General features: G+C 68.5%; 20 protein-coding genes and 1 riboswitch. Of the genes, 9 read left to right on the top strand and 11 right to left on the bottom strand.

Features of this window, described 5'->3' with window-relative positions:
- The first annotated feature begins 238 nt into the window (after positions 1–238).
- A complete protein-coding gene (locus NWF34_RS05755; protein WP_096274970.1) occupies positions 239–742 on the top strand; it encodes an RDD family protein in 504 nt (167 codons plus the stop codon).
- Between the two features lie 89 nt (positions 743–831).
- Here the strand turns inward: NWF34_RS05755 and NWF34_RS05750 are convergent, their stop codons facing one another.
- The 6 genes from NWF34_RS05750 to NWF34_RS05725 all read right to left on the bottom strand — a co-directional run bounded on the left by NWF34_RS05750 (position 832) and on the right by NWF34_RS05725 (position 7,914).
- Positions 832–1,575, bottom strand: a complete 744-nt coding sequence (locus NWF34_RS05750; RefSeq protein WP_096274121.1) for a DUF4191 domain-containing protein — start codon at positions 1,573–1,575, stop codon at positions 832–834.
- A 66-nt stretch (positions 1,576–1,641) separates the two neighbouring features.
- Positions 1,642–2,739: a lipoyl synthase gene (gene lipA / locus NWF34_RS05745; protein ID WP_096274119.1), complete on the bottom strand. Its 1,098-nt coding sequence runs from the start codon at positions 2,737–2,739 to the stop codon at positions 1,642–1,644.
- On the bottom strand, positions 2,736–3,452 hold the full coding sequence (lipB, locus tag NWF34_RS05740) for a lipoyl(octanoyl) transferase LipB (RefSeq protein WP_096274117.1): 717 nt from the start codon (positions 3,450–3,452) through the stop codon (positions 2,736–2,738). Before lipB ends, lipA begins: the two co-directional genes overlap by 4 nt.
- Positions 3,449–4,345: a TIGR01777 family oxidoreductase gene (locus NWF34_RS05735; RefSeq protein ID WP_096274114.1), complete on the bottom strand. Its 897-nt coding sequence runs from the start codon at positions 4,343–4,345 to the stop codon at positions 3,449–3,451. The genes lipB and NWF34_RS05735 overlap by 4 nt, the downstream gene beginning before the upstream one ends.
- A gap of 25 nt (positions 4,346–4,370) precedes the next feature.
- Positions 4,371–6,143: a 2-oxoglutarate dehydrogenase, E2 component, dihydrolipoamide succinyltransferase gene (gene sucB, locus NWF34_RS05730; RefSeq protein ID WP_096274112.1), complete on the bottom strand. Its 1,773-nt coding sequence runs from the start codon at positions 6,141–6,143 to the stop codon at positions 4,371–4,373.
- Between the two features lie 217 nt (positions 6,144–6,360).
- Entirely contained in the window at positions 6,361–7,914 is a 1,554-nt protein-coding gene (locus tag NWF34_RS05725) for a leucyl aminopeptidase (protein ID WP_096274109.1), read from the bottom strand.
- An 88-nt stretch (positions 7,915–8,002) separates the two neighbouring features.
- On the opposite strand from NWF34_RS05725, the gene gcvT reads away from it, so the two are divergent.
- Together gcvT and NWF34_RS05715 are read left to right on the top strand one after the other, a co-directional pair.
- Positions 8,003–9,106, top strand: coding sequence for a glycine cleavage system aminomethyltransferase GcvT (gene gcvT / locus NWF34_RS05720; RefSeq protein ID WP_096274107.1), 1,104 nt, complete (start codon positions 8,003–8,005; stop codon positions 9,104–9,106).
- Between the two features lie 89 nt (positions 9,107–9,195).
- Complete coding sequence (locus NWF34_RS05715; RefSeq protein WP_024500421.1) at positions 9,196–10,302, top strand: branched-chain amino acid aminotransferase; 1,107 nt, start codon at positions 9,196–9,198, stop codon at positions 10,300–10,302.
- 79 nt (positions 10,303–10,381) lie between these two features.
- Here the strand turns inward: NWF34_RS05715 and NWF34_RS05710 are convergent, their stop codons facing one another.
- The 3 genes from NWF34_RS05710 to NWF34_RS05700 are packed head-to-tail and all read right to left on the bottom strand — an operon-like array spanning position 10,382 to position 13,672.
- Positions 10,382–11,179, bottom strand: coding sequence for an adenosylcobinamide-GDP ribazoletransferase (locus tag NWF34_RS05710; RefSeq protein WP_096274105.1), 798 nt, complete (start codon positions 11,177–11,179; stop codon positions 10,382–10,384).
- Between the two features lie 24 nt (positions 11,180–11,203).
- Complete coding sequence (gene cobT / locus NWF34_RS05705; protein WP_096274103.1) at positions 11,204–12,982, bottom strand: nicotinate-nucleotide--dimethylbenzimidazole phosphoribosyltransferase; 1,779 nt, start codon at positions 12,980–12,982, stop codon at positions 11,204–11,206.
- Positions 12,983–12,985: 3 nt separating this feature from the next.
- Positions 12,986–13,672 carry a DUF3043 domain-containing protein gene (locus tag NWF34_RS05700; RefSeq protein ID WP_006434948.1) on the bottom strand — a complete coding sequence of 229 codons (687 nt, stop codon included), beginning with the start codon at positions 13,670–13,672 and terminating at the stop codon, positions 12,986–12,988.
- A gap of 148 nt (positions 13,673–13,820) precedes the next feature.
- Here NWF34_RS05700 and NWF34_RS05695 point away from each other — a divergent pair, with 148 nt between their 5' ends.
- From NWF34_RS05695 to NWF34_RS05680, 4 genes are all read left to right on the top strand, one after another.
- Complete coding sequence (locus NWF34_RS05695; protein ID WP_096274969.1) at positions 13,821–14,915, top strand: glycerate kinase; 1,095 nt, start codon at positions 13,821–13,823, stop codon at positions 14,913–14,915.
- Positions 14,916–15,069: 154 nt separating this feature from the next.
- A complete protein-coding gene (locus NWF34_RS05690) occupies positions 15,070–15,423 on the top strand; it encodes an iron-sulfur cluster assembly accessory protein (protein ID WP_006434950.1) in 354 nt (117 codons plus the stop codon).
- Between the two features lie 122 nt (positions 15,424–15,545).
- Positions 15,546–16,517 carry a carbohydrate kinase family protein gene (locus NWF34_RS05685; protein WP_198362465.1) on the top strand — a complete coding sequence of 324 codons (972 nt, stop codon included), beginning with the start codon at positions 15,546–15,548 and terminating at the stop codon, positions 16,515–16,517.
- Between the two features lie 117 nt (positions 16,518–16,634).
- A riboswitch (guanidine-III (ykkC-III) riboswitch) is annotated at positions 16,635–16,702 on the top strand.
- Positions 16,703–16,712: 10 nt separating this feature from the next.
- Complete coding sequence (locus NWF34_RS05680) at positions 16,713–17,027, top strand: multidrug efflux SMR transporter (RefSeq protein ID WP_024500418.1); 315 nt, start codon at positions 16,713–16,715, stop codon at positions 17,025–17,027.
- 143 nt (positions 17,028–17,170) lie between these two features.
- Here NWF34_RS05680 and asnB read toward each other — a convergent pair whose 3' ends face one another.
- Positions 17,171–19,096 carry an asparagine synthase (glutamine-hydrolyzing) gene (gene asnB, locus NWF34_RS05675; RefSeq protein WP_024500417.1) on the bottom strand — a complete coding sequence of 642 codons (1,926 nt, stop codon included), beginning with the start codon at positions 19,094–19,096 and terminating at the stop codon, positions 17,171–17,173.
- 332 nt (positions 19,097–19,428) lie between these two features.
- Here asnB and NWF34_RS05670 point away from each other — a divergent pair, with 332 nt between their 5' ends.
- Together NWF34_RS05670 and NWF34_RS05665 are read left to right on the top strand one after the other, a co-directional pair.
- Positions 19,429–20,520: a cytochrome c oxidase subunit II gene (locus NWF34_RS05670; protein ID WP_024500416.1), complete on the top strand. Its 1,092-nt coding sequence runs from the start codon at positions 19,429–19,431 to the stop codon at positions 20,518–20,520.
- Positions 20,521–20,522: 2 nt separating this feature from the next.
- Positions 20,523–20,939: a cytochrome c oxidase subunit 4 gene (locus NWF34_RS05665; protein WP_024500415.1), complete on the top strand. Its 417-nt coding sequence runs from the start codon at positions 20,523–20,525 to the stop codon at positions 20,937–20,939.
- A gap of 84 nt (positions 20,940–21,023) precedes the next feature.
- Here the strand turns inward: NWF34_RS05665 and NWF34_RS05660 are convergent, their stop codons facing one another.
- Positions 21,024–22,523, bottom strand: a complete 1,500-nt coding sequence (locus tag NWF34_RS05660) for a bifunctional phosphatase PAP2/diacylglycerol kinase family protein (protein WP_081712496.1) — start codon at positions 22,521–22,523, stop codon at positions 21,024–21,026.
- Positions 22,524–22,730: the final 207 nt, after the last annotated feature.

The raw sequence follows: 22,730 nt of genomic DNA, 5'->3' as shown, positions 1-22,730 counted from the left end.
GGCAACCGTATGGAGGCGAAGTTGCCCAGGCGTCAAGTCCGTGTTTCCCCCGTGTTACACACCCGGTGTTCTTGGCGACACACGGCTCATACCTCGGAGAACGCACTCGGCGAATCCCACCCTAGCCCGCTGGGACGACCGGGGAAGACCGAAGGGGTGACGCCCACGACTACGATGGACACCAGTGAACGCCGCGGTCGTCGACGATGACGCCGCGGTCGCGAGAGGAGTCATCACGATGGGACGAGTCACCGGTTCCTGGCTGTCGGGACCGCAGATCGGTCCCGGCGAAGGCGTCGACAATGATTTCCGCGGTCAGGACCTCGGTCTGCCCGCGTCCGGACCCGGGTCGCTGGCCACCGGATGGCCGCGCGTGGCCGGGTTGCTCGTCGACTGGCTGATCGCCGGCGGGCTCGCGATCCTGTTCGTCGGCTTCGATTCGTCGATCCTGGGCACCACTCAGCTCGGCATCTGGTTCGTGATGGGCATCTTCGCGGTGTCACTCTTCGGATTCACCCCCGGCCAGTACGTCCTCGGAATGCGCGTGGCCCGCGTCGACTACGGGCCCGAACGGAACACCGCCGAGGCCACCGGCAAGGAGAGCCCCGCCGCCGTCGGCATCGTGCGCGCCTTCTTCCGGCAGCTGCTGATGGTGTTCCTCGTGCCGGCCCTGATCAACGACTACAACGGTCGCGCCCTGCACGATCGCGCGACCGGGACGGCGATCCTCCGCACACGCTGAGCCCCACCCCGCAGAACCACCACCAATGGAAAGATCCACCACCCGATCGGTGGTGGATCTCTCCATAAAGGGTGGGTTTGCGCAGTTGGTCAGCCGCGACGACGCGCGGTGCGCTGCATGCTCTTCATCTTCGCGTTCCCGGGCAGCGGGCCCTTCGGCATGCCGGGACCGGGAGCCTTGCTGCTGAGTGCGGCGAGACGACCCTCGAGGGTCTCCATGCGCTTGCGGTCGATGTTGCTGGGCAGCTTGTTGAGGTGGCGTTCCAGCTTCGACAGCGGGACCTGACCGTCGTCGTTACCGACCATGATCTCGTAGATCGGGGTGTCTCCGACGACACGCGCGGCCTTCTTCTTCTCCTGGTTCAGCAGCGACTTCACGCGAGTCGGGGAGCCCTCACCGACGAGGATCACGCCCGGCTTGCCGATCACGCGGTGCACGGCGTCGAGGTGCGAGGTACCCGACACGGCCTGGGCCACGCGCCACTGACCCCGCATGTTGCTCAGCGCCCACCCGGCGGCACCGGGCTGGCCCTCGGCCTTGGTGTAGACGTTCTTCTGCACGCGACGGCCGAACAGGATGAACGCGCCCAGCACGCCCAGCACGACGCCGAGCGGGATGAGCAGCCACGGCGAGCCCAGCAGGAAGCCGAGTGCCGTGAACACCGCGATGGACAGCACGATCACACCCACCATGTAGGGGATGAGTCGCTTGTCTTCCTTGCGCTGCATCTGGAACGCCTGCCACAACTGCTGGCGCCGTTCCTTCGATGCAGCCTTGCGGGCCTGCTTCTTCGCGGCCTTTGCTTCCTTGCTCACGGACTGCGCCTTTGCCATATGGCCAGTTTACGTCCGGTCGTCGGGCGACCTGCCGCATGGTCGGCGGGCGCGGCTACGAATGCGTCAGCGGGCGAGCCGTGCCATCAGGCTCGACGCCTCCTGGCTGGCCGAACCTTCGGCGGCGAGGTGCGCCAGGGCGGGCGAGATCTCGCGGCCGTGGTGAGCCATGGCCTGCGCGTACAGCCGACCGGCACGGTAGGACGACCGCACCAGCGGACCGGCCATGACCCCGGCGAACCCGACCTCCTGGGCGAACTCGGAGTGGTCGACGAACTCCTCCGGCTTGACCCACCGCTCGACGGGATGGTGTCGCGGCGAGGGACGCAGATACTGGGTGATCGTCAGGATGTCGCAACCGGCCTCATGCAGGTCGACGATGGCCGACTGCACCTCCTGCGGCGTCTCGCCCATGCCGAGGATCAGGTTCGACTTGGTCACCAGGCCGAAATCCCGGGCGGCGGTGATGACCTCGAGGGAGCGTTCGTACCGGAACGCCGGACGGATGCGCTTGAAGATGCGGGGCACCGTCTCGAGGTTGTGCGCCAACACTTCCGGCCGGGCCTCGAAGACCTCGGCCAGCAGGTCGGGCTTGGCGTGGAAATCCGGGATCAGGTTCTCGACGCCGGTGCCCGGGTTGAGCCGGTGGATGGCGCGGACGGTCTCGGCGTAGAGCCAGGCGCCCTCGTCGGGCAGGTCGTCGCGGGCGACGCCGGTGATCGTCGAGTAGCGCAGGCCCATGGCCTGGACGCTCTCGGCGACGCGACGCGGCTCGTCGCGGTCGAGTTCGGCGGGCTTGCCGGTGTCGATCTGGCAGAAGTCGCAGCGTCGGGTGCACTGCTCACCCCCGATGAGGAAGGTGGCCTCGCGGTCTTCCCAGCATTCGTAGATGTTGGGGCAACCGGCCTCTTCGCAGACCGTGTGCAGGCCCTCGCGCTTCACGAGTCCCTTGAGTCCGGTGAACTCAGGGCCCATCGTCGCGCGGGTCTTGATCCAGCTGGGCTTGCGCTCGATCGGGGTCTGCGCGTTGCGCACCTCGAGTCGCAGAAGTTTGCGGCCTTCGGGAGCCGGTGAGGTGGGAGCGGTGGTCTCCGGTGCGGTGGCCGAGGCCGGGGGTGTGGCGTCGGGGGCACCGGGTCCGGGGGTGAGAGGGGACGCGGTCACCGGACCGATCCTACGCTCGCGGTCGTGGCGGCTTCGGTTGCCGTCGGGTCGGCCTCCCGCGGGGTGTCCAGGGCAGTCAGAACCGCGGTCGCGGTGGCGTCGAGAAGGGACGCGACCGAAAGCGGTTGTGCCAGTTCACGGGCCAGCGAGGTGACGCCCGCGTCGGCGATCCCGCACGGCACGATGGCCTCGAAGGCGGACATGTCGGGATCGACGTTGAGGGCGAACCCGTGCAGCGCGACCCCGCGCGCCACGCGGATGCCGATCTGGCCGAGCTTGCGTTCACCCGCGTCGTCGTCGATCCAGACTCCGGATCGTCCCTCGACGCGCCCGGTGGTGACCCCGAGGTCGGCGCACACGGAGATGAGGGCACTCTCGAGGCGCCGCACGTATTCGACGACGTCGAGCGGCTCCGCCAGCTTCACGATCGGGTAGCCGACGAGCTGTCCCGGTCCGTGCCAGGTGATGCGCCCACCGCGGTCGACGTCGATGACCGGCGCGCCGTTCGTGGGCCGGTCGGCGTCCTCGGTGCGTTTGCCGGCCGTGTAGGTCGACGGGTGTTCGAGCAGGAGGAGCACGTCGTGGTCGAGCGTGCCGTCGGCGCGCTCGGTCGCCAGACGGTGCTGCATCTCGTAGGCCGCACGGTAGTCGACGATGCCCAGGCGCCGGACCTCGATCGGAGCCGAGTCGGCGCGGACGGAACGGTGGGTCATGTCGCCGGCTTCATCGCGTAGGTCAGGGCCTGGCGGATCTCGGGATGGTTGAACGTGAATCCGTGTTCGGTGAGCACGCGGGGTTCAACGCGTTGACTGAACAGAATCATTTCCTCCGCCATCTCACCACCGACGCGGCGTGCCACGAATTCGGGCACCTGCAGTACCGCGGGACGGTGCACGGCCTTGCCGAGGGCCTTGCAGAACTCGCCGAACGGCAGGGATCCCGGAGCACTCAGGTTGACCGGGCCGGCGATGCCGGGGGAGTCGAGGAGGAACTCGATCGCCCTGACCTCGTCGATGAGGCTGATCCAGGAGAAGTACTGCTTGCCGTTGCCGATCGGACCGCCCAGCCCGAGCTTGAACAGCGGCCGCAACTTGCCGAGCAGACCACCCTGCGCGCTGAGGACCGGCGCGGTCCGCAGCAGGACGACCCGGGTGTCGGGGCCCGCGTTGGCGGTGGCGGCGCGCTCCCAGTCGACGACCAGCCCGGCGAGGAATCCCTCACCGGGACCATCGGTTTCGACCGCCGCCCGGGTCCCGGTGTCACCGTAGAAACCGGTGGCGCTGGCGCTGATGAACGTCGGGATGCCCAGGTCGCGCACGGCCTCGGCGAGTACTTCGGTCGGCGTGATGCGGGAGTTGCGCAACTCCTGCTTGAACCGCCCGGTCCATCGACCGTTGCCGACGCCGACCCCGCCGAGCGAGACGACCGCGTCGACGCCGTCGAGACTCTCGGCGGGCATCCCGATGGTCTCGGGATCCCAACTGAACTCGTCATCGGCGAGTGCCTCGCGGCGGACCAGACGGATGACCGTGTGGCCCGCCGCGCGCAGCGAGTTGACCAGGGCGTTTCCGATGAGCCCCTGTGAACCTGCGACGGCTATGCGCATCGATCGCCTCGACGTCGTCGTGTACCTAGAGACCGAGGTCCGCGGCGAACGAGGCCTCTTCGAGGCGCTTCTTCACCGTGGTGAGGAAACGGCCCGCGTCGGCGCCGTCGATGAGACGGTGATCGTAGGTCAGCGGCAGGTACGACATCGACCGCACCGCGATCGACTCCGAGCCGTCCTCCCCGGTGATGACGACCGGACGCTTGACGATCGCGCCGGTGCCCAGCATCGCCGCCTGCGGCGGGACCAGGATCGGGGTGTCGAACAGGGCGCCCTGGCTGCCGATGTTGGTGATGGTGAAGGTGCCGCCGGCGAGCTCGTCGGGCTTGAGGCCGTTGGAGCGTGCACGGGAAGCGATGTCGGCGATGGCGCGGGCGAGACCGGCCACCGACAGGTCATCGGCGTTGTGGATGACCGGCGACAGCAGACCCTGCGGGGTGTCGACGGCGATGCCGAGGTGCACCTTGTCGTAGTAGGTGATCTCCTTGGCGTCCTCGTCGATCGACGCGTTGACGTTCGGGTGGACCTTCAGCGCCTCGACGACGGCCTTGGCGATGAACGGCAGGAAGGTGAGGTTGACACCCTCGGAAGCCTTGAAGTTGTCCTTGGCCGCCTTGCGCAGGCCGACGATCTTGCTCATGTCGACCTCGAAGACCTGAGTGAGCTGAGCGCTCTGCTGCAGCGACTCGCGGGTCTTCTTGGCGGTGATCTGACGGATGCGGTTGATCTTCTGGGTGGTCCCGCGCAGCTCGGCGAGCTCGGGTCGGATCTCCGGCGATGCCGACGGCGCAGCCTCGGCGGCGGCCGGCTCGGCCTTCTTCTCCGGCGCGGCGGCCGGCTTCTTGGCGGCCTCGGCGGCGGCCAGCACATCCTGCTTGCGGATGCGGCCGCCGACCCCGGTGCCCTTGATCGAGTTCAGGTCGATGTCGTTCTCCGCGGCCAGCTTGCGCACCAGCGGGGTCACGTACGGGGTCGACTCGACGGTCGGCGGGGCCGACTTCGCGGGGGCCTCTGCCTTGGGCTCTTGCTTCGGCTCCGCCTTGGGTTCTTCCTTCGGCTCTGCCTTGGGTTCTTCCTTCGGCTCCGACTTGGCCTCGGGCTCCGGCTCCGGCTCCGGTTCGGGTTCCGGCTCGGGCTCCTTCTTCGCCGGGGCCGCCGAGGCGTCACCGATGACCGCCAGCTTGCCGCCGACCTCGACGACGTCGTCCTCCTGGGCGAGGATCTCGAGCAGGGTGCCGGCAACCGGGGAGGGGATCTCGGTGTCGACCTTATCGGTGGAGACCTCCAGCAGCGGTTCGTCGGCGGCGACCTCGTCACCGACGGCCTTCAGCCAGTTGGTCACCGTGCCCTCGGTGACGGACTCGCCGAGTTCGGGCATCAGCACGTCGGTGCCTTCCGCCGAACCCGAACCGGTGTCGGCGGTGGGCTTCTCGGCCGGCGCCTCTTCTTCGGTGGAGGGCTCCTCGGCGGCCTGCTCGGGCTCGGGCTCGGGGGCAGCGTCGGTGGGTTCGTCGCCCCCCGCGGAATCGTCGGAGCCGGAATCGTCGGAGCCGGCCTCGTCGGCGTCGCCGATCAGTGCGAGTTCACCACCGACCTCGACGACATCGTCCTCCTGGGCGATGATCTTCGTCAGCACGCCCGCGGTCGGAGCCGGGATCTCGGTGTCGACCTTGTCGGTCGACACCTCCAGCAAGGGCTCGTCGGCCTCGACGGTGTCGCCTTCCTCCTTCAGCCACCGGGTGACTGTCCCCTCGGTGACACTTTCACCAAGGGCGGGCATCTGGACGGAGAAGGCCATCGTTGTGAACTCCTGAACTCGACGTGGTGGTCTGTGGATGTGGCCCGTCGGTGTGTGCTCCGTGGGCACGGGGGTGGGAAGCGGTCAGGGGACCGCCGAGATGAGGGGCGGGTCAGCCACTCATCCCCGCGGATCACCCTACCCGTACGCCGCGTCGCCGACTGGATTCGGCTCGTACTCGGCGGTAACGATTCTCAAGCGTGGGATGCCGGTCATGTCAGCCGTTGGCCGCGATGTCCTCGAGCACGGCGGCGATGGTCCGGACGGGTACGCCCGTGCCGCCCTTGGTGGTGTAGCCCCACGGGCTGCCGGTGTTGAACGCCGGTCCCGCGATGTCGATGTGGGCCCACTGGACATCCTCCGGCACGAACTCCTTGAGGAAGATGCCCGCGGCGAGCATCCCGCCCCAGCGATGCGGGGTGATGTTGGCCAGATCGGCGACACGGGATTTGAGGTCGGCACGCAGTTCGGCGGGCAACGGCATCGCCCAGGCGTTCTCGCCGACCTCGGCCGACCGTGCGGCCACCCGATCGCGGAACTCGTCGGTGCCCATGACGCCCGGGGTGCGGGTGCCGAGCGCGACCATCTGCGCACCGGTCAGCGTCGCGGTGTCGATGAGGTAGTCGGGGTCGTCCTCGGCCGCGCGCACGATCGCGTCGGCCAGGATCAGCCGGCCCTCGGCGTCGGTGTTGAGGACCTCGACCGTGCGTCCGCCGTACTGGGTCAGCACGTCACCGGGACGCTGGGCGGTGGCCGACGGCATGTTCTCGGCCATCGGCACGGTCGCGGTGACCGAGACGTCGAGGTCGAGGCGGGCGGCCAGGATGGTCGCGGCGATGACCGCAGCGGCCCCGCCCATGTCCGAGGTCATCTGGTCCATGTTCGCGGCGGGCTTGATGGAGATGCCGCCGGTGTCGAAGGTGATCCCCTTGCCGACGAGGGCGACCTTCTTGGCCGGCTTCTTGCCGGTGTGGGTCAGCCGCACCAGGCGCGGAAGGCGCGCGGAGCCCTTGCCGACACCGATGATGCCGCCGTAGCCCTGCGCCTCGAGTTCCTTGTCGTCGAGGATCTCGACCTTCAGACCGGCCTTGCTGCCGAGGGTGCGGGCGCGGGCCGCGAACTCCTCGGGGAAGAGGTGGCTGGGTGGGGTGTTGACGAAGTCGCGGGCGATGGCCACGGAGTCGGCAACCGCAATCGCGCGGTCGAGCTCGGCCCTGGCCTCCTTGGACTTCGACTCGACCAGCAATGTGATGTGTCGCGGCGGCGTCTTCTTCGGCTTCGACGACTCGGAGCGGAACTCGTCGAACCGGTAGGCGCCGAGGAACAGGCCTTCGGCGGCGGCGGCGAGGTCCACCGACGACAGGGTGGTCGCGACCGACTCGAAGCCGTCGAGTTCGCGGGCGACGATGCCCGCGGCCTGACGGACCTGATCGGCGTCGTCGAGATCGTCGGCGTCGCCGAGACCGACCGCTACGACGAGGTCGACCGGCAGCGACTCGGGTGCCGCCAGACGGGTCACCTCGCCGTGCGAACCGGTGGCCCCGAGTGCGGTCAGGGCTGCGGTGATCGCGACCGCCTGCGCGTCGTCGAGGACGCCGTCACCGATGGCGAGCGTCGGTTCGGCGGTGGACTCCTCCTTGCCGCCGGCCTTCTCGTCGCCCTCCGGCGCACTGATCAGGCCGATGACCAGGACGGTGTCGCCCTTGCCGATCGAGGTGGACAGGTCGAATTCGGGGCCGCGTACGCGGTCGACGGTGTCGTTCTTGCTCACCCGCTCAACTCTGCCACAGCGCGCCGCATGTCGGCGGCGACCGCGGGACCGCTCCGGTCGGCGTGCGTGGCCCGATAGCGTATGGCCCATGAGTGAACTCCTCGCCGGACCCATCGCCGACCGTCATGCCGCACTCGGTGCGAGTTTCGCCGCGTTCGGCGGCTGGAACATGCCGGTGTCCTACGCGGGCACCGTCGCCGAACACACCGCGGTGCGGGAGGCCGTGGCGATCTTCGACGTCAGCCACCTCGGCAAGGCGCTGGTGTCGGGACCCGGCGCCGCCGAGTTCGTGAACTCCACCCTCACCAACGATCTCGGCAAGATCGTTCCCGGCAAGGCGCAGTACACGTTGTGCTGCAACTCCTCCGGCGGCGTCGTCGACGACCTGATCGCCTACCTCGTGAGCGACGACGAGGTGTTCCTGGTCCCCAACGCCGCGAACACCGCGGCCGTCGTGGCACAGATGTCTGCCGTTGCGCCCGAACAGATCTCGATCACCGACCAGCACCGCGACCTCGCGGTGTTCGCGGTGCAGGGCCCGCGCTCGCCGGAGGTCCTCACCGCACTGGGCCTGCCCGCCGACATGGAGTACATGGCCTTCGTCGACGCCGAGCTGTCGACGGCGGACGGGAACAAGCCGGTCCGCGTGTGCCGCACCGGGTACACCGGGGAACGCGGTTACGAGCTCCTGCCGCGGTGGGACGACGCCGGCGCCGTCTTCGACGTGCTGCTCGAGGCGATCACCGCGGCCGGTGGACAGGCCGCCGGTCTCGGTGCCCGTGACACCCTGCGCACCGAGATGGGTTACGCCCTCCACGGTCACGAACTGAGCCCGGAGATCACCCCGGTTCAGGCGCGTTCGAGCTGGGCGGTCGGCTGGGACAAGCCGTCGTTCTTCGGGCGCGACGCCCTGCTCGCCGAGAAGGAGGCCGGCCCGGCGCGTCGGCTCTACGGACTCAAGGCCACCGGCCGCGGCGTGCCGCGCGCCGACTGCGCGGTCCGGTTGGGGGACAACCCGATCGGCGTGTGCACGTCCGGGACGTTCTCGCCGACCCTCAAGCAGGGCATCGCACTGGCCTTGCTGGACACCGCGTCGGGCGTCGCCAAGGGCGATCAGGTGGTCGTCGACGTGCGGGGGCGTGATCTCACGTGCGAGGTCGTCATCCCGCCGTTCGTGCCCTCCCACGTGTGACCCCGCGGTGTGACGCTGCTCCGTGGGCCGTCTCACGCCTCGCGGACGGGCTCGATAATGCTTTTGCGGCCAGCGGTACCATGGGCCGCATGACCTTGGAGTTCAACCGTACCGAGCATCCCCATCCGGTGTCGGACAGCCGTCGCGCGGAGATCCTCTCCGCCCCGGGATTCGGCCGCTACTTCACCGACAACATGGTGATGGTCGACTACGACGCGGACAAGGGCTGGCACAACGCGCAGGTACGTCCGTACGGTCCGATCGCGCTCGATCCCTCGGCGATGGTCCTGCACTACGGTCAAGAGGTCTTCGAGGGTCTCAAGGCCTACCGGCAACCCGACGGTTCGATCGCGGCGTTCCGCCCGGAGGCCAACGCGGCGCGTCTGCAGCTCAGTGCCGAGCGGCTGGCGATGCCGGCGCTCCCCGTCGAGGACTTCATCGCCTCGCTCGAGGCGCTACTCGCCGCCGACCACGAATGGGTTCCCCCGTCAGGTGGTGAGGAGGCGCTCTACCTGCGTCCGTTCATGTTCGCCTCGCAGGCCGGTCTGGGTGTCAACGCGCCCTCGTCGCAGTACATCTACTCCGTCATCGCCTCGCCGGCCGGTGCGTACTTCTCGGGCGGCATCAAGCCCGTCAGCGTGTGGCTGTCCGCCGAATACGTGCGCGCCGCTCCCGGTGGCACCGGCTTCGCCAAGTGTGGCGGCAACTACGCCGCGGCCTTCCTCGCGCAGCGTCAGGCCTCCGAGCAGGGCTGCGACCAGGTCGTCTGGCTCGACGCGATCGAGCGCCGCTACATCGAGGAGATGGGCGGCATGAACCTGTTCTTCGTGTTCGGCTCCGGTGCCGATGCACGCCTCGTGACCCCGGAACTGTCGGGTTCGCTGCTGCCGGGCATCACCCGGTCGTCGCTGCTGACGCTGGCCACCGACGCCGGCTTCGCGGTCGAGGAGCGCAAGATCACCACCGAGGAACTCCGCAAGGGCGTCGCCTCGGGTGACATCACCGAGGTCTTCGCCTGTGGCACCGCCGCGGTGATCACCCCGGTGGGCCGCGTCAAGGGCGTGGGCGAGGACTACACGATCAACAACGGTGAGACCGGTGAGGTCACCCAGGCCCTGCGCGACACCCTCACGGGTATCCAGCGTGGCACCTTCGCCGACACCCACGGGTGGATGACGGAGTTGTACCGGGCCTGAGTCCCCGGGATCTCCTGCGGCACAGACATTCTGGCGTCACGGTCGGCGGATCGTGGCGCCAGAACTGTTGTGTGCGGGATTAGACGAGCAGACCGACGACGGCGAGCGCGACACCGAGTTCGATGGTCGCGCCCAGGACGTCGCCGTTCAGTCCGCCCATACGACGCGCACAGTGCCGGGTGAAGACCCATGCGAACACCACGATCACGAGGACGACGACGAGTCCCTGCGCCACTGCGGCGAGGTCGAGGTCGATTCCGGACCCGTTGTCGCGCAGTCCGATCGGGACGGTCGCCGCTGCGGCGACCAGACACCACACCGGGATCGAGAGCCGCTGGGTGCCGGCGACGAGGGCGCCGAAACCGTTCGGATGAGCGGGCGAGATCGACGTCCGGGTGCCGACGACTGCCCCGAGCCGGCCCAGCGCGACCGCGAAAGCGATCTCATACCAGCGGGATTCGCCCACGAGGCCGGTGAATCCGGCGGTCTGCACACCCAGTGTGAGGACGAGGGTCGCCACCCCGAACGGGCCGACGGTCCCGCTCCGCATCACTTCGGCGACGCGCTCCGGCGGTCCGTAACACCCGAGCCCGTCGGCGGTGTCGGCCAGGCCGTCGAGGTGCATTCCCCGGGTGAGCGCCGCTGTCAGGACGACGACGAGGATGCCGGTGAGCGCGGCCGGGAGGGCGGTGAACGACAGTCCGGCGGCCAGGGCCGCCGCCGCGGCACCCACCACGATGCCGACGACGGGGAGTGCGGCCATCACCGCACCGCCCAGCGCGCGATCCGGCGCCTCGTCCGGGTCGGTATCCGTGCCGACGGGAAGGACGGTCATCCAGCACAGCGCGGTCCGGACCGCCCGAGACGGCGAGATCAACGCTGAACCGGCCGTGTCATGCGGTCAGGACGACTCGGGGACGGGTTCGGGTACGGGCGAGTCGTCGCGGTCGGTCACCCCGGCTTCGGCGAAGGTCGCCATCGAGATGAGGATGTCGGCGGCCGACTGAACGACCGGCAACGCCAGAACCGCACCGCTGCCCTCACCGAGTCGCATCGAGAGGTCGAGGACCGGCTCGAGGTCGAGATGGTCGAGCGCGATCTGGTGTGCGGGCTCGATCGAGCGATGTCCGGCGATCCACCAGCGCAGGGCGCCGGGTGCGAGTTCGTTGGCGACCATCGCGGCCGCGGTGATCACGACGCCGTCGAGGATCACCGGCGTGCGACGGAGTGCGGCCTGGGCGAGGAATCCCGCGGTGGCCGTCAGGTCCGCGCCGCCGACCGCGGCGAGCAGGGCGAGCGGGTCGTGGACCACCTTGCGGGCGCGGCGCATGCCGTCCCGGATCGCGGCAGTTTTCCGCATCCAGCCATGGTCGTCGACACCCGTTCCGCGCCCGACGATCTCGACCGGCTCGCGGCGGGTGAGCGCACCGACGAGGACAGTCGCCGGGGTGGTGTTTCCGATCCCCATCTCGCCGGCGATCAGCAGGTCGCTACCCGAGTCGATGAGCCGATCGGCGATGGCCCGACCGGCGGCCAGCGCGGCGCGGGCCTCGGCGAGGGTGATCGCGTCGGTGGTACGCAGGTCCTCGCTGCTGCGACGGACCTTGAACGTCGACAGGTGGGGAGCGGTGTCGGCGTCGACGGACATGTCGACGACCGTCACCGAGGCGCCGACACGTGCGGCCATCACGTTGACCGCGGCGCCGCCGGCGGAGATGTTCGCGACCATCTGCGCGGTCACCTCGGGCGGGAACGCCGAGACGCCGCCGCGGGCGACGCCGTGGTCGCCGGCGAAGACGACGACGCTCGGCGACGTGATCGGTGCGGGTGGGCACTGGCCCTGGCACGCCGAGATCCAGACGCCGATCTCCTCGAGGCGTCCCAGTGAACCCGGCGGCTTGGTGAGCGTCGCCTGGCGCTCGCGGGCCTCGAAGGCGATCGCCTCGCTCGGCGGGGTGACCGGTTCGAAGACCTCGGCGTCGGTGGGATCGGGGAGCTCGCCGGCGGTCGTGACGGGGGTGGGCTCGACAACGTGGCCGTGCGTGACGGGGGCTGGTGTGACCACCGGAGCAGTCATGGCGGGGTGGGGGGCCGGTGCGGCTGCCGCCACCGTTGCGCCGGAGGTGTCGTCGGCGACCGCGTCGCGCGGTAGCTCGAGCACCCGGCCCGCGACCACGAGCGACACCCGGTCGCACGCATGCGCCACCGCGGCGTTGAGGGTGCCCAGCAGATCCTGGAACAGCCGGCCGGCCGGGGTCGGGGGAACCAGGGAGAGCCCCACCTCGGAACTGATCAGCACCACGTCGGCGTTCATGGTCCGCAGTGCTTCGCAGAGATCCGTGATCTCGGCGTCGAGATCGATCTCCGAACCCGAGTCCCAGCCGTCGACGGCGTCGATCCGGGCGGTGAGCCAGCTCCCGAGGTCGTCGACGAGTGCCGGGATGTCCGGTGCCGCGCGCAAGGCGTCGGCGAGATCGGTGGTCTCGATGGTCGTGTAGCGATCATCGCGACGCTGCCGGTGGGTGTTGACCCGCGCCGTCCACTCGGCGTCCGACGTGGTGACCGGGCCGGTGGCCAGGTACCGGATCTGGTGATGCGCGCGGAGCAGCGACTCGCCGTATGCGGATTTTCCCGAACGCACACCACCCAGGACGAGTGTGCGCGAAGCGCGATCGGCCATTGATCAGACTTCGTCGCCGCGCGACACCGACGGCTTGGGCGCACGCATCTTCCGGAGCTGCATGGCTCGGGTGAACGCGTACCAACCGAGCTTGAAGCCGCCGTCCTGTGAATCGGGATAGCGTTCGGCGACACGGCGGTTCACGAGACGACCGAGGATCACGCCGTCGACGGCCATCAGGACGACGAAGGCGACGAGGATCAGGTTGGTGAGTGCGGCCGCCCGCGGCACCATGAACATCAGCACGATCAGCACGATCGCGAACGGCATGAACAGCCCGGCGAAATTGCGGCGCGCGTCGACGAGGTCGCGGGTGTAGCGGCGGACCGGGCCCTTGTCGCGAGGCATGAGGTAGGCCTCGTCGCCCTCCATCATCCGCTCACGCTGCTCGAGGCGCTTGGCGCGCCGTTCCGCGGAGAGCTGCTTCTTCTCTTCCTTCGAAAGGGTGTTCTTCAGTTCCTTCTTGCGTGCGCGCGCTTCGGACCGGGTGGTCGGCGGCGGCGCGACGGGACCACGGCGACGGTTCTCGGCCTCACGACGCTTGGGCGTCGGGCGGCCCTTGCCGGGGGTGGTCTTGCTGCCCTTGGCCGGCGCGGAGTCCTCGGTGGCCGCGTCGTCGGCGGCGTACGTGGTCACCGAGCTCTCGCCGGAATCCTCCGACGTTTCGTCCTTCTTCCATGGCAGCTTCACGCCTACGAGCGTAGGTGATCGTGATTGCGGTCGAAACGCGTGGTCGTCGCTTTTCGGTGGACCCTTGCGGTCGCCCAATCGGTCACGCTGCCGGGTGGCCACCGCGTCCCTATACTTCGTGCCCATGACCCGGGACGGAAGTCGGCGTTTGCACGTTCTGATCGCGCCGGATTCCTTCGGCGACACCATGTCGGCCGTGGTGGCCGCGACCGCGATCGCCCGCGGATGGGCGGAAGCCCGACCCGGCGACACACTCGTCCTCGCCCCGCAGTCCGACGGCGGACCCGGCTTCGTCGACGTCCTGGCCGCGCGGTTCGGCACTCTCGTCACCGCGGACGTGCACGGTCCGCTCGGCGCGGGTGTCACCGCGCGCTGGCTCTTCGACGACGCCTCGTCGACGGCCTACGTCGAATGTGCGCAGGCGTGTGGTCTCCATCAACTGGGCGGACGACCGACTCCGCGGACCGCGGTCGCGGCCACCACGCACGGTGTCGGTGAGCTCGTGGCGGCGGCACTGGCACGCGGGGCCCGACGGCTCGTCGTCGGACTCGGCGGCAGCTCGACGACAGATGGCGGTGCGGGACTCGTCGACGCCCTGGGCGGGCCGGAGCGGGTGCGAGAGAGGCTGGCCGGCATCGAGATCGTCGTGGCGTCGGACGTGGAGAACCCGCTGCTCGGCCCGCTCGGTGCCGCGACGGTGTTCGGGCCGCAGAAGGGTGCCGACCCCGACACCGTCGAACTGCTCGAGGAGCGCCTCACCGAATGGTCGGCGACCCTGAACGGGCTCGCCCGCCGGGACATCACCGCCGACGCCGGTGCCGGCGCCGCCGGTGGGCTCGGCGCCGCGCTGATCGCCCTCGGTGGCCGTCGTGTGTCCGGGGCGACGGTTGTCGCCGAGGCGACCGACCTGACCGCCGACGTCGCGGCCGCCGACCTCGTCATCACCGGCGAGGGGAAGTTCGACTCCCAGACACTCCGCGGAAAAGTTGTCTCGGCCCTGCACCATGCGGCGTCGACCGCGGGTGCATCCGGTGCCGGCGCGCGGACCCTGGTCCTCGCCGGACAGGTCGCGCTGTCGGCGGCAGAGATCGAGGAGGCCGGCATCGCGGGAGCGCATGCCATCGTCGACGTGGCCGGGTCGGTCGAGGTCGCCATGAACGACGCCGAGAACCAACTCGTGAAACTCGCGGAGACGGTCGCCGGCTCCTACCCAGCGCACTGGGGGAAACGCACGTCCGAGTAGGCGGGAATACAGCTCGAAGGAGTACGGTTGTACGCACGGGCACAACCGGTCGACCTCCCGGCGAGCGGGGTGTTTCCCGATCATGCGCGGGCAGCAGGTCTCGCGACGCTATCGGGCCACGTCACACCGGGACCACACCACTACAGGAGCATCAATGACCGTGCAGAACGAAACGGGCACTGCCACCGGCGTCATCCTGAGCGACGCAGCCGCCAGCAAGGCCAAGGCACTGCTCGACCAGGAAGGTCGCGACGACCTCGCGCTGCGCATCGCCGTGCAGCCGGGTGGATGCGCTGGTCTGCGCTACCAGCTCTTCTTCGACGACCGCACCCTCGACGGCGACATCACCTCGGACTTCGGCGGCGTCACGCTGGCCGTGGACCGGATGAGCGCTCCCTACGTCCAGGGCGCCACGATCGACTTCGTCGACACCATCGAGAAGCAGGGTTTCACCATCGACAACCCGAACGCGACCGGCAGCTGCGCCTGCGGTGACTCGTTCAACTGAGTCGAACACGTCTTCCGGCACCGGCCGCATCCCCTTATCGGGATGCGGCCGGTGTCGTATGTCGGGGCAGTGGGTAGCGTGGACAGCTGTCCGACCAAACAACTGAAGGGCTGAGAGCGCCAGTGGCAATCGTTGTATGCGGCTCCATCGCAACCGACCATCTGATGAAGTTCCCCGGCAAGTTCTCCGAGCAGCTGCTCGGCGACCACCTCGAACACATCTCTCTCAGCTTCCTCGTGGAGGACCTCGTCGTCCGCCGCGGCGGTGTCGGGGGCAACATCTGCTACGCCATGGGACAGCTCGGCGGCAACCCGGTGCTCGTCGGGGCGGTCGGCTCGGACTTCCACGACTACCGCAAGTGGCTCGAGTCCAACGGCGTCGACTGCCGGGGAGTGCGGGTCTCCGAGACCCATCACACCGCCCGCTTCATGTGCACGACCGACGAGACGATGGCGCAGCTCGCCACCTTCTACGCGGGCGCCATGAGCGAGAGCCGCGACATCTCGCTCGCCGACGTGATCGGCGAGACCGGTACGCCGGAACTCGTGCTGATCGGCGCCGACGACCCGGCCGGCATGCTCAGCCACACCGAGGCCTGCCGCGCCGCGGGAATCCCGTTCGCCGCCGACCCGAGCCAGCAGCTCGCCCGTCTCGACGGCGAGCAGGTCCGCACGCTGATCGACGGCGCCGCCTACCTGTTCACCAACGAGTACGAGTGGGGCCTGCTGCGCCAGAAGACCGGCCTGTCCGAGACGCAGGTCGCGGAGATGGTCGGAGTGCGCGTCACGACCCTCGGCAAGGACGGCGTCGAGATCGTCGAGCGCGACGGGACCCGTCTCCATGTCCCGGTCGTTCCGGAGACCGAGAAGGTGGACCCGACCGGCGTCGGCGACGGCTTCCGGGCCGGCTTCCTGTCGGCGCTGTCCAAGGGTCTCGGCTTCGAACGCGCCGCACAGGTTGGTTCGATGGTTGCCGTCCTCGTCCTCGAGACCGTGTCGACGCAGGACTGGACCTGGGACGTCGAGTCGGCACTCGCACGCATCGAGGGTGCCTACGGCGCCAATGCCGCCGCCGAGATCAAAGCGGCTTTCTGACAACGTCTTTCGCTGACGGGTGGTGCGGGCAATGGTCTGCACCACCCGTTTTCGCTCGTCAGTGGTCGGTGACCGGTCTGACATTGCCGTCGTGATCGGTGATGTGACAACGTGGAGGCAGAGTCCGCTCTCCTGGACTCCCGGACGAGGGGTGCTGTACCCGGTGTGCGACAAGACGGCCCGCAGGAGGCTGTCATGTCGTGGTTGATACTCGTGCTGTCCGGTGTTCTCGAGGCGGTGTGGGCCACCGCGCTCGGCAAGTCCGACGGCTTCTCCAAGATGGTGCCGTCCGTGGTCTTCTTCGTGGCCCTCGCCGCCAGCATGGGCGGTCTGGCCTTCGCGATGCGTGACCTCCCGGTGGGCACCGCCTATGCCGTCTGGGTCGGTATCGGTGCGGTGCTGACCGTCATCTTCGCCATGGCCACCGGTGAGCAGCCGGTCTCGGCGATCAAGGTGTTCTTCCTGCTCATGATCGTCGGCGGGGTCATCGGCCTCAAACTGGCGCACTGACCTCGCGCCCGATCACTGAAAAGCGCCCCTGGCAAGCGCCCTCCTGAGGCTCGCCGACGTCCATATGTCGTCGGCGAGCCTGGAGAGGGTCGTTTCCAGGGGCGCTTTTCCGGGGCGTTTTTCGGGACCGGGGAGGGCGGGCGCTAGAGGCGGACCGGGTAGGTGTGGTCGACGATCTCCGGCACGATCGAGCCCTCGACGAAGATGCCGTGCCAGATCATGAAGATCAGCACCGTCCAGAGGCGACGGCTGTTGTCCACCACGCCTTCCCGGTGCTCGTTCAGCATCGCGATCACGGCGTTCTTGTCGAAGATGTGGTCGGTCTGGCTCTCGGTGATCGTGTCGTGCGCCCAGTCGTACATCTCGGTGCCGGCCAGCCAGTGGCGGATCGGGACCGGGAAGCCGAGCTTCTTGCGGTGCAGGACATGCGCCGGAACGATCTGCTCGAGCGCCTTGCGCAGCGCGTACTTGGTGGTGCCGTGCGAGATCTTCTCGTCGTGCGGCAGCTGCTCGGCGATCGCGAAGACCTCCGGGTCGAGGAACGGCACGCGCAGCTCGAGCGAGTTGGCCATCGTGATCTTGTCGGCCTTCACCAGGATGTCGCCGCGCAGCCACGTGAACAGATCGAGATGCTGCATGCGGGCAACCGGATCCCAGCCCTCGCTCATCGCGTAGATCGGCGCGGTGACGTCGGTGTGGGTCCACTCCGGGCGATAGTCGCGGAGTACCGCACGCAGCCTGGCGTCGTCGAAGCTGCGGGCGTTGCCGTAGTAGCGCTCCTCGAGCGTGAGCGAGCCGCGGTGCAGCAGGCTCTTGCCGCGAGTGCCCTCCGGGATGCGGTCGGACAGTTTGCCGGCCGCCCGACGCAGCGGGCGGGGGAGACGGTCGAAGGCCGCGAGCGACAGCGGTTCCTTGTAGATGGTGTAACCACCGAAGAGTTCGTCGGCGCCTTCCCCGGACAGCACGACCTTGACGTGCTTGCGTGCCTCGGCGGCGACGAAGTACAGCGGGACGAGGGCCGGGTCGGCGACCGGGTCGTCGAGATACCAGACGATCGACGGCAACGCCTCGATGAACTCCGACGGTCCGACGACCTTGACGACGTGCTTCGCGCCGATCGCCTCGGCCGACTCGGCGGCCACATCGACCTCCGAATAACCCTCGCGCTCGAACCCGGTGGTGAAGGTGATCAGGTCGGGGTTGTGGCGGATCGCCAGCGCGGCGATGGCCGTCGAGTCGATGCCGCCGGACAGGAACGAGCCGACGGTGACGTCGGCACGCATGTGCTTGGCGACCGAGTCCGCGAGAACGTCGGCGATCTCGTCATAGCGTTTCTGGCGCGTGGCGTCGGTGACGGGACGCACCCCGAACTGCGGCGTGAAGTAGCGGCGGATGGAGAGCGGACTGCCGGGGGAGGCGGTGGCGTGACAGCCCGACTCGAGCCGGCGGATCGAGGCGTGGATGGTCTCGGGCTCCGGGACGTACTGCAACACCGTGTAGTGCTCGACCGCCCGCGGGTCCAGGTCCTTGGACAGGCCGACGCGCTCGATCAGGTCGAGGAGGGACTTCTTCTCGCTGCCGAAGATCAGGCCACCGGGTCCCGATGCCACGAACAGCGGCTTGATGCCGAACGGGTCGCGGGCCAGGAACAGCGACCGGTTCTCGGTGTCCCAGATGGCGAAGGCGAACATGCCGCGGAGGCGGCGTACCGCGTCGGGACCCCAGTGGTGGAACGCGGCGACGATGGCCTCCCCGTCCCCCTCGGTACGAAAGGTCGCACCCTCGTCCTCGGCCAGTTCGGCGCGGATCTCCAGGTAGTTGTAGATCTCGCCGTTGAAGACCAGTGCGTAGCGGTCGGGGTTCTCCGGCGGGCCCCAGCGGAGCGGCTGGTGAGAGTGCTCGATGTCGATGATGGAGAGTCGGTTGAAGCCGAAGACGATGTTCTCGTCGTGCCAGGTGCCGGGCTCGTCGGGGCCACGATGCCGCATGCAGTGCGAGGCCACCGCCACCGCGTCGACGACCTCGGCGGCCGTCCGGTCGGATGTCAGAAGGCCGAGCAGACCACACACGTTGGCTTCTCCCCAATCTCGTCGCGAGTACAGGTCCCGACGGGCGTCGGGTCGGGTCCGAGTATGCCTGAGCCACCAGCGGGATTCCGACCTGGAGTGCTCGGACACGGCCGGATCAAACCCCGATCACGAAAGCTTCGCCGGGTTGGTCTACGCTGCGTAGTACTAGGTGCAAGACTTCGTTGTGTGTCCACGACGGGTACTTGCCCTGTGCAGGTCATGTGGCATGCACTCACTGCGGCGCAAGGGCGCCGGTGAGCGAGCAGGAAGGCGTGAAATTGGCACACGGTGGACGGCCCCGAGCGCGGCGTGTCTCATCCGCGTCGCAGACGATGAAGCGACTGGGAATCGTCGTCGCTCTCGGACTCGGCGCGCTGCTGATGTCGGGATGCGACGCCAATGAGGCGATGCGTTTCGGTTGGCCCGAGGGCGTCACGCCCGAGGGTAAGAAGATGGTCGATCTCTGGACCTGGTCCGTCATCGCCGCACTCGTCATGGGCATTCTGGTCTGGGCACTGATCTTCTGGACGATCACGTTCCACCGCGCGAACGACGCCAAGAAGGGCGTGTTCCCGCGTCAGACCGCGTACAACGTTCCGTTGGAGCTCACCTACACGGCGATCCCGTTCGTCATCATCGCGGTGCTGTTCTACTTCACCGTGATCGTGCAGAACGACGTCGAGCGTAAGAACGACGACTCCAAGGTCGTGGTGGATGTCACCGCCTTCCAGTGGAACTGGAAGTTCGGCTACAACAAGGTCGTCTTCAGCGACGGTTCGACCTACGACGGCTTCGAGGCCGACGGCAACCCGTTCGAACTGCAGCAGCAGAAGGGCGGCGAGGTCGAGCCCGAGCCGGCTGTCGAGGGTGAGCACGGCGGCGAGCTGCCCGGTCCGGCCGGTGGGCGCGACGACGACATCCGCGATTACCTGCGGTTCGACAAGATCGAGACCGTCGGCTCGTCGAGCGAGATCCCGGTCCTGGTCCTGCCGACCGACAAGCGCATCGAGTTCAATCTCGCCTCGGGCGACGTCGTCCACTCGTTCTGGGTGCCGGAGTTCCTGTACAAGCGCGACGTGATGCCGTTCCCGAAGGAGAACTCGACCGACCCGATCTTCCAGATCGGCTCGCTCGACCGGACCGGAGCTTTCGTCGGCCGCTGTGCCGAGATGTGCGGCACCTACCACTCGATGATGAACTTCGAGGTCCGCGCGGTCTCACCGCAGGACTTCGACAGCTACATCCGATTCCGCCAGTCGAATCCGGAGGCCACCAACGCCGAGGCGCTCGCGTCGATCTGCCAGGCACCGGAAGCCGTCACCACGGTTCCGTTCGACACCCGTCGCAAGACCGACGGTTCGGTGGGTGCCACCGGCAACCCGGATGACCCGACCCTCGCCAACTGCACCAAGAAGGAGAGCTGACGATGAAGATCGAAGCACGCCTCTTCGAGATGTTGACAGCCTTCTTCGTGCTGACCGGCGTCGCGTACACGCTGTTCACCGCGTTCACCAGCAAGGGCATCGAGTGGGTCGGCGTCGTCGGCCTGTTCTTCGCCGGGGGTCTGACGCTGATCGCGGGCACGTTCTTCCGGTTCGTGTCGCGGCGCGTCGAGATCCGCCCCGAGGACTATGAGGATGCCGAGATCGAGGACGGCGCCGGCGAGCTGGGCTTCTTCAGCCCGCACTCGTGGTGGCCGATCCTGATCGCCCTGGGCGCCTCGACCTTCGCGGTCGGGTTCGCATCCGGCAACTTCTGGCTCGCGATCTTCGCCGTGGCGGTGATCCTGGGTACCGCGGCCGGACTCGTCTTCGAGTACCACGTCGGACCCGAGAAGCACTGAGCCTTCGGTAGAACCGACAACAGACGACGCCCCACCCATGCGGTGGGGCGTCGTCTTTTCTTGTCTCGTGTCCGGGCGAGCCCTTCAGATCCGCCTGGAGCGAACCGGGCCGTACACCTTCAGCCGGCGGTAGTCGGCGCGGAAGTGCGCGGTCGAGTAGCTCTCCTCGACCTCGCCGTCGTGGGAGACCGCCACCGGACCGTCGACGGCCGTGAACCGGAACTCGGGTACCTGCATCTCGTGGTACAGCCGGGACCGTTCCAGGCGGCCGGCGGCGAGAGATCCCAGCAGCCGCAGGGTTGCCCAGCGATGTCCCATCTCGAGTATCCGGACATCGAGGAGCCCGTCGTCGAGCCGTAGGCGTCGTGTGGGCAGGAATCCTGTGGGTTGATAGATCGAGTTCCCGAGGAGGAACAGGGAGACGTCGAGCACCTGGCCGTCGACCTCGATCCGTACGTTGGCGTCCTCGCGGAGCACCCGGATGATCGCGGTGGCGGTGGCGAGTGGACGGCTGATGCGCCGCCGCAGGCGTTCCCGGATGCGGACGAAATGCGGATAGGCGCCGATGCTGGCGGTGTTCAGGATCAGTCGAGAATCGTTGAGCCACACCGCGTCGACCTTGGACACCGACCCGGAGGCAATGGCGTGGACGGTGTCCTGGACTGTCCCGCAACCGATGTCACGCGCGAAGTGATTGAAGGTGCCCGCCGGGAACACCGCGAGCGGCAGTTCCGCGTCGACCGCCGCGCCTGCGGCGCACGCCACCGTGCCGTCCCCGCCCGCGACGCCGATGATCGACGCGCGCGTCGCGACATCGGCGAACACCGCGGCGACATCGTCCTTGTCGTCGAGTTCGACGATCTCGGCGGCGGGGAGCGCCGTCTGGATGTCCTTAAGCACACGACGTCCGCGCCCGTCCGAGGAAGCCGGGTTCACCACCACGACGAGACCGGCACCGTCGGGTCGAGGTTCGGCCTCGACGAGTGTCGGATCGGCGAGCGACAGGGATGGCCGGGCGATCGGCGGCACGACACGGGTGCCCAGTGTCGCGACGGCGGCCCCGATGCTCAGCCCGGCGACCACGTCGCCGGGGTAGTGGGCGCCGGTGGCGACCCGGGAGAGTCCGACGAGGGCGGCCAGCCCGGACAGCACGAGGCCCGCGGGTGGGTTCTCGACGGCGACACCGATCGCGAAGGCCGCAGCGCTCGCGGAGTGTCCGGAGGGCAGGGAGTTCGACGTCGGCTGTCTGCGGGCGCGTCGAGGGTCGGGGATGAGTCCCGGATGCGGACGTGGTCGGCGTCGAATTCGCTTGGCGGCCTGGTTGGTCACGAGACTGGTAACGGCCAGCGAGGCGATACCTCGGGCCGCTCCGCGCTGAAGTGACGGCCGGCCGGAGACGGCCAATCCGGCGGCGATCGCCATCCACAGCTTCGAGTGATCAGCCGCGTGGGTCAGCACCGGCATCGTGGAGTCGAGCAGCGGACTCGGCGAGCGGGCGATCGTGTCATAGATCTCGGCGTCCAGAGTGCCCATCCCACGGGTGATCTGGGACAGGCCGGAACCACGATGACGTAACCGGCGCATGGTGTCCACCGTGCCATATCCGGGGGGCGGCCGTCGGAGCGAGGCCAGAAGGCCCGGTGGGGGAGGGGAGAGGGGGGTTTCGACAAGCTCAACCGGCGAAGGAACGCTCAACCGGCGAAGGAACGCTCAACCGGCGAAGGAACGCGCAACCGGCGCAGGAACGCTCAACGGGCGAAGGAACGCTCATCCCGTCGAGCGGCTCATTCG

It is taken from the genome of Gordonia sp. GONU (assembly GCF_024733855.1).
GTDB lineage: Bacteria > Actinomycetota > Actinomycetes > Mycobacteriales > Mycobacteriaceae > Gordonia > Gordonia amicalis.
The sequence above is the reverse complement of the archived record's forward strand: the minus strand, read 5'-3'. Positions and strand labels throughout refer to the sequence as shown.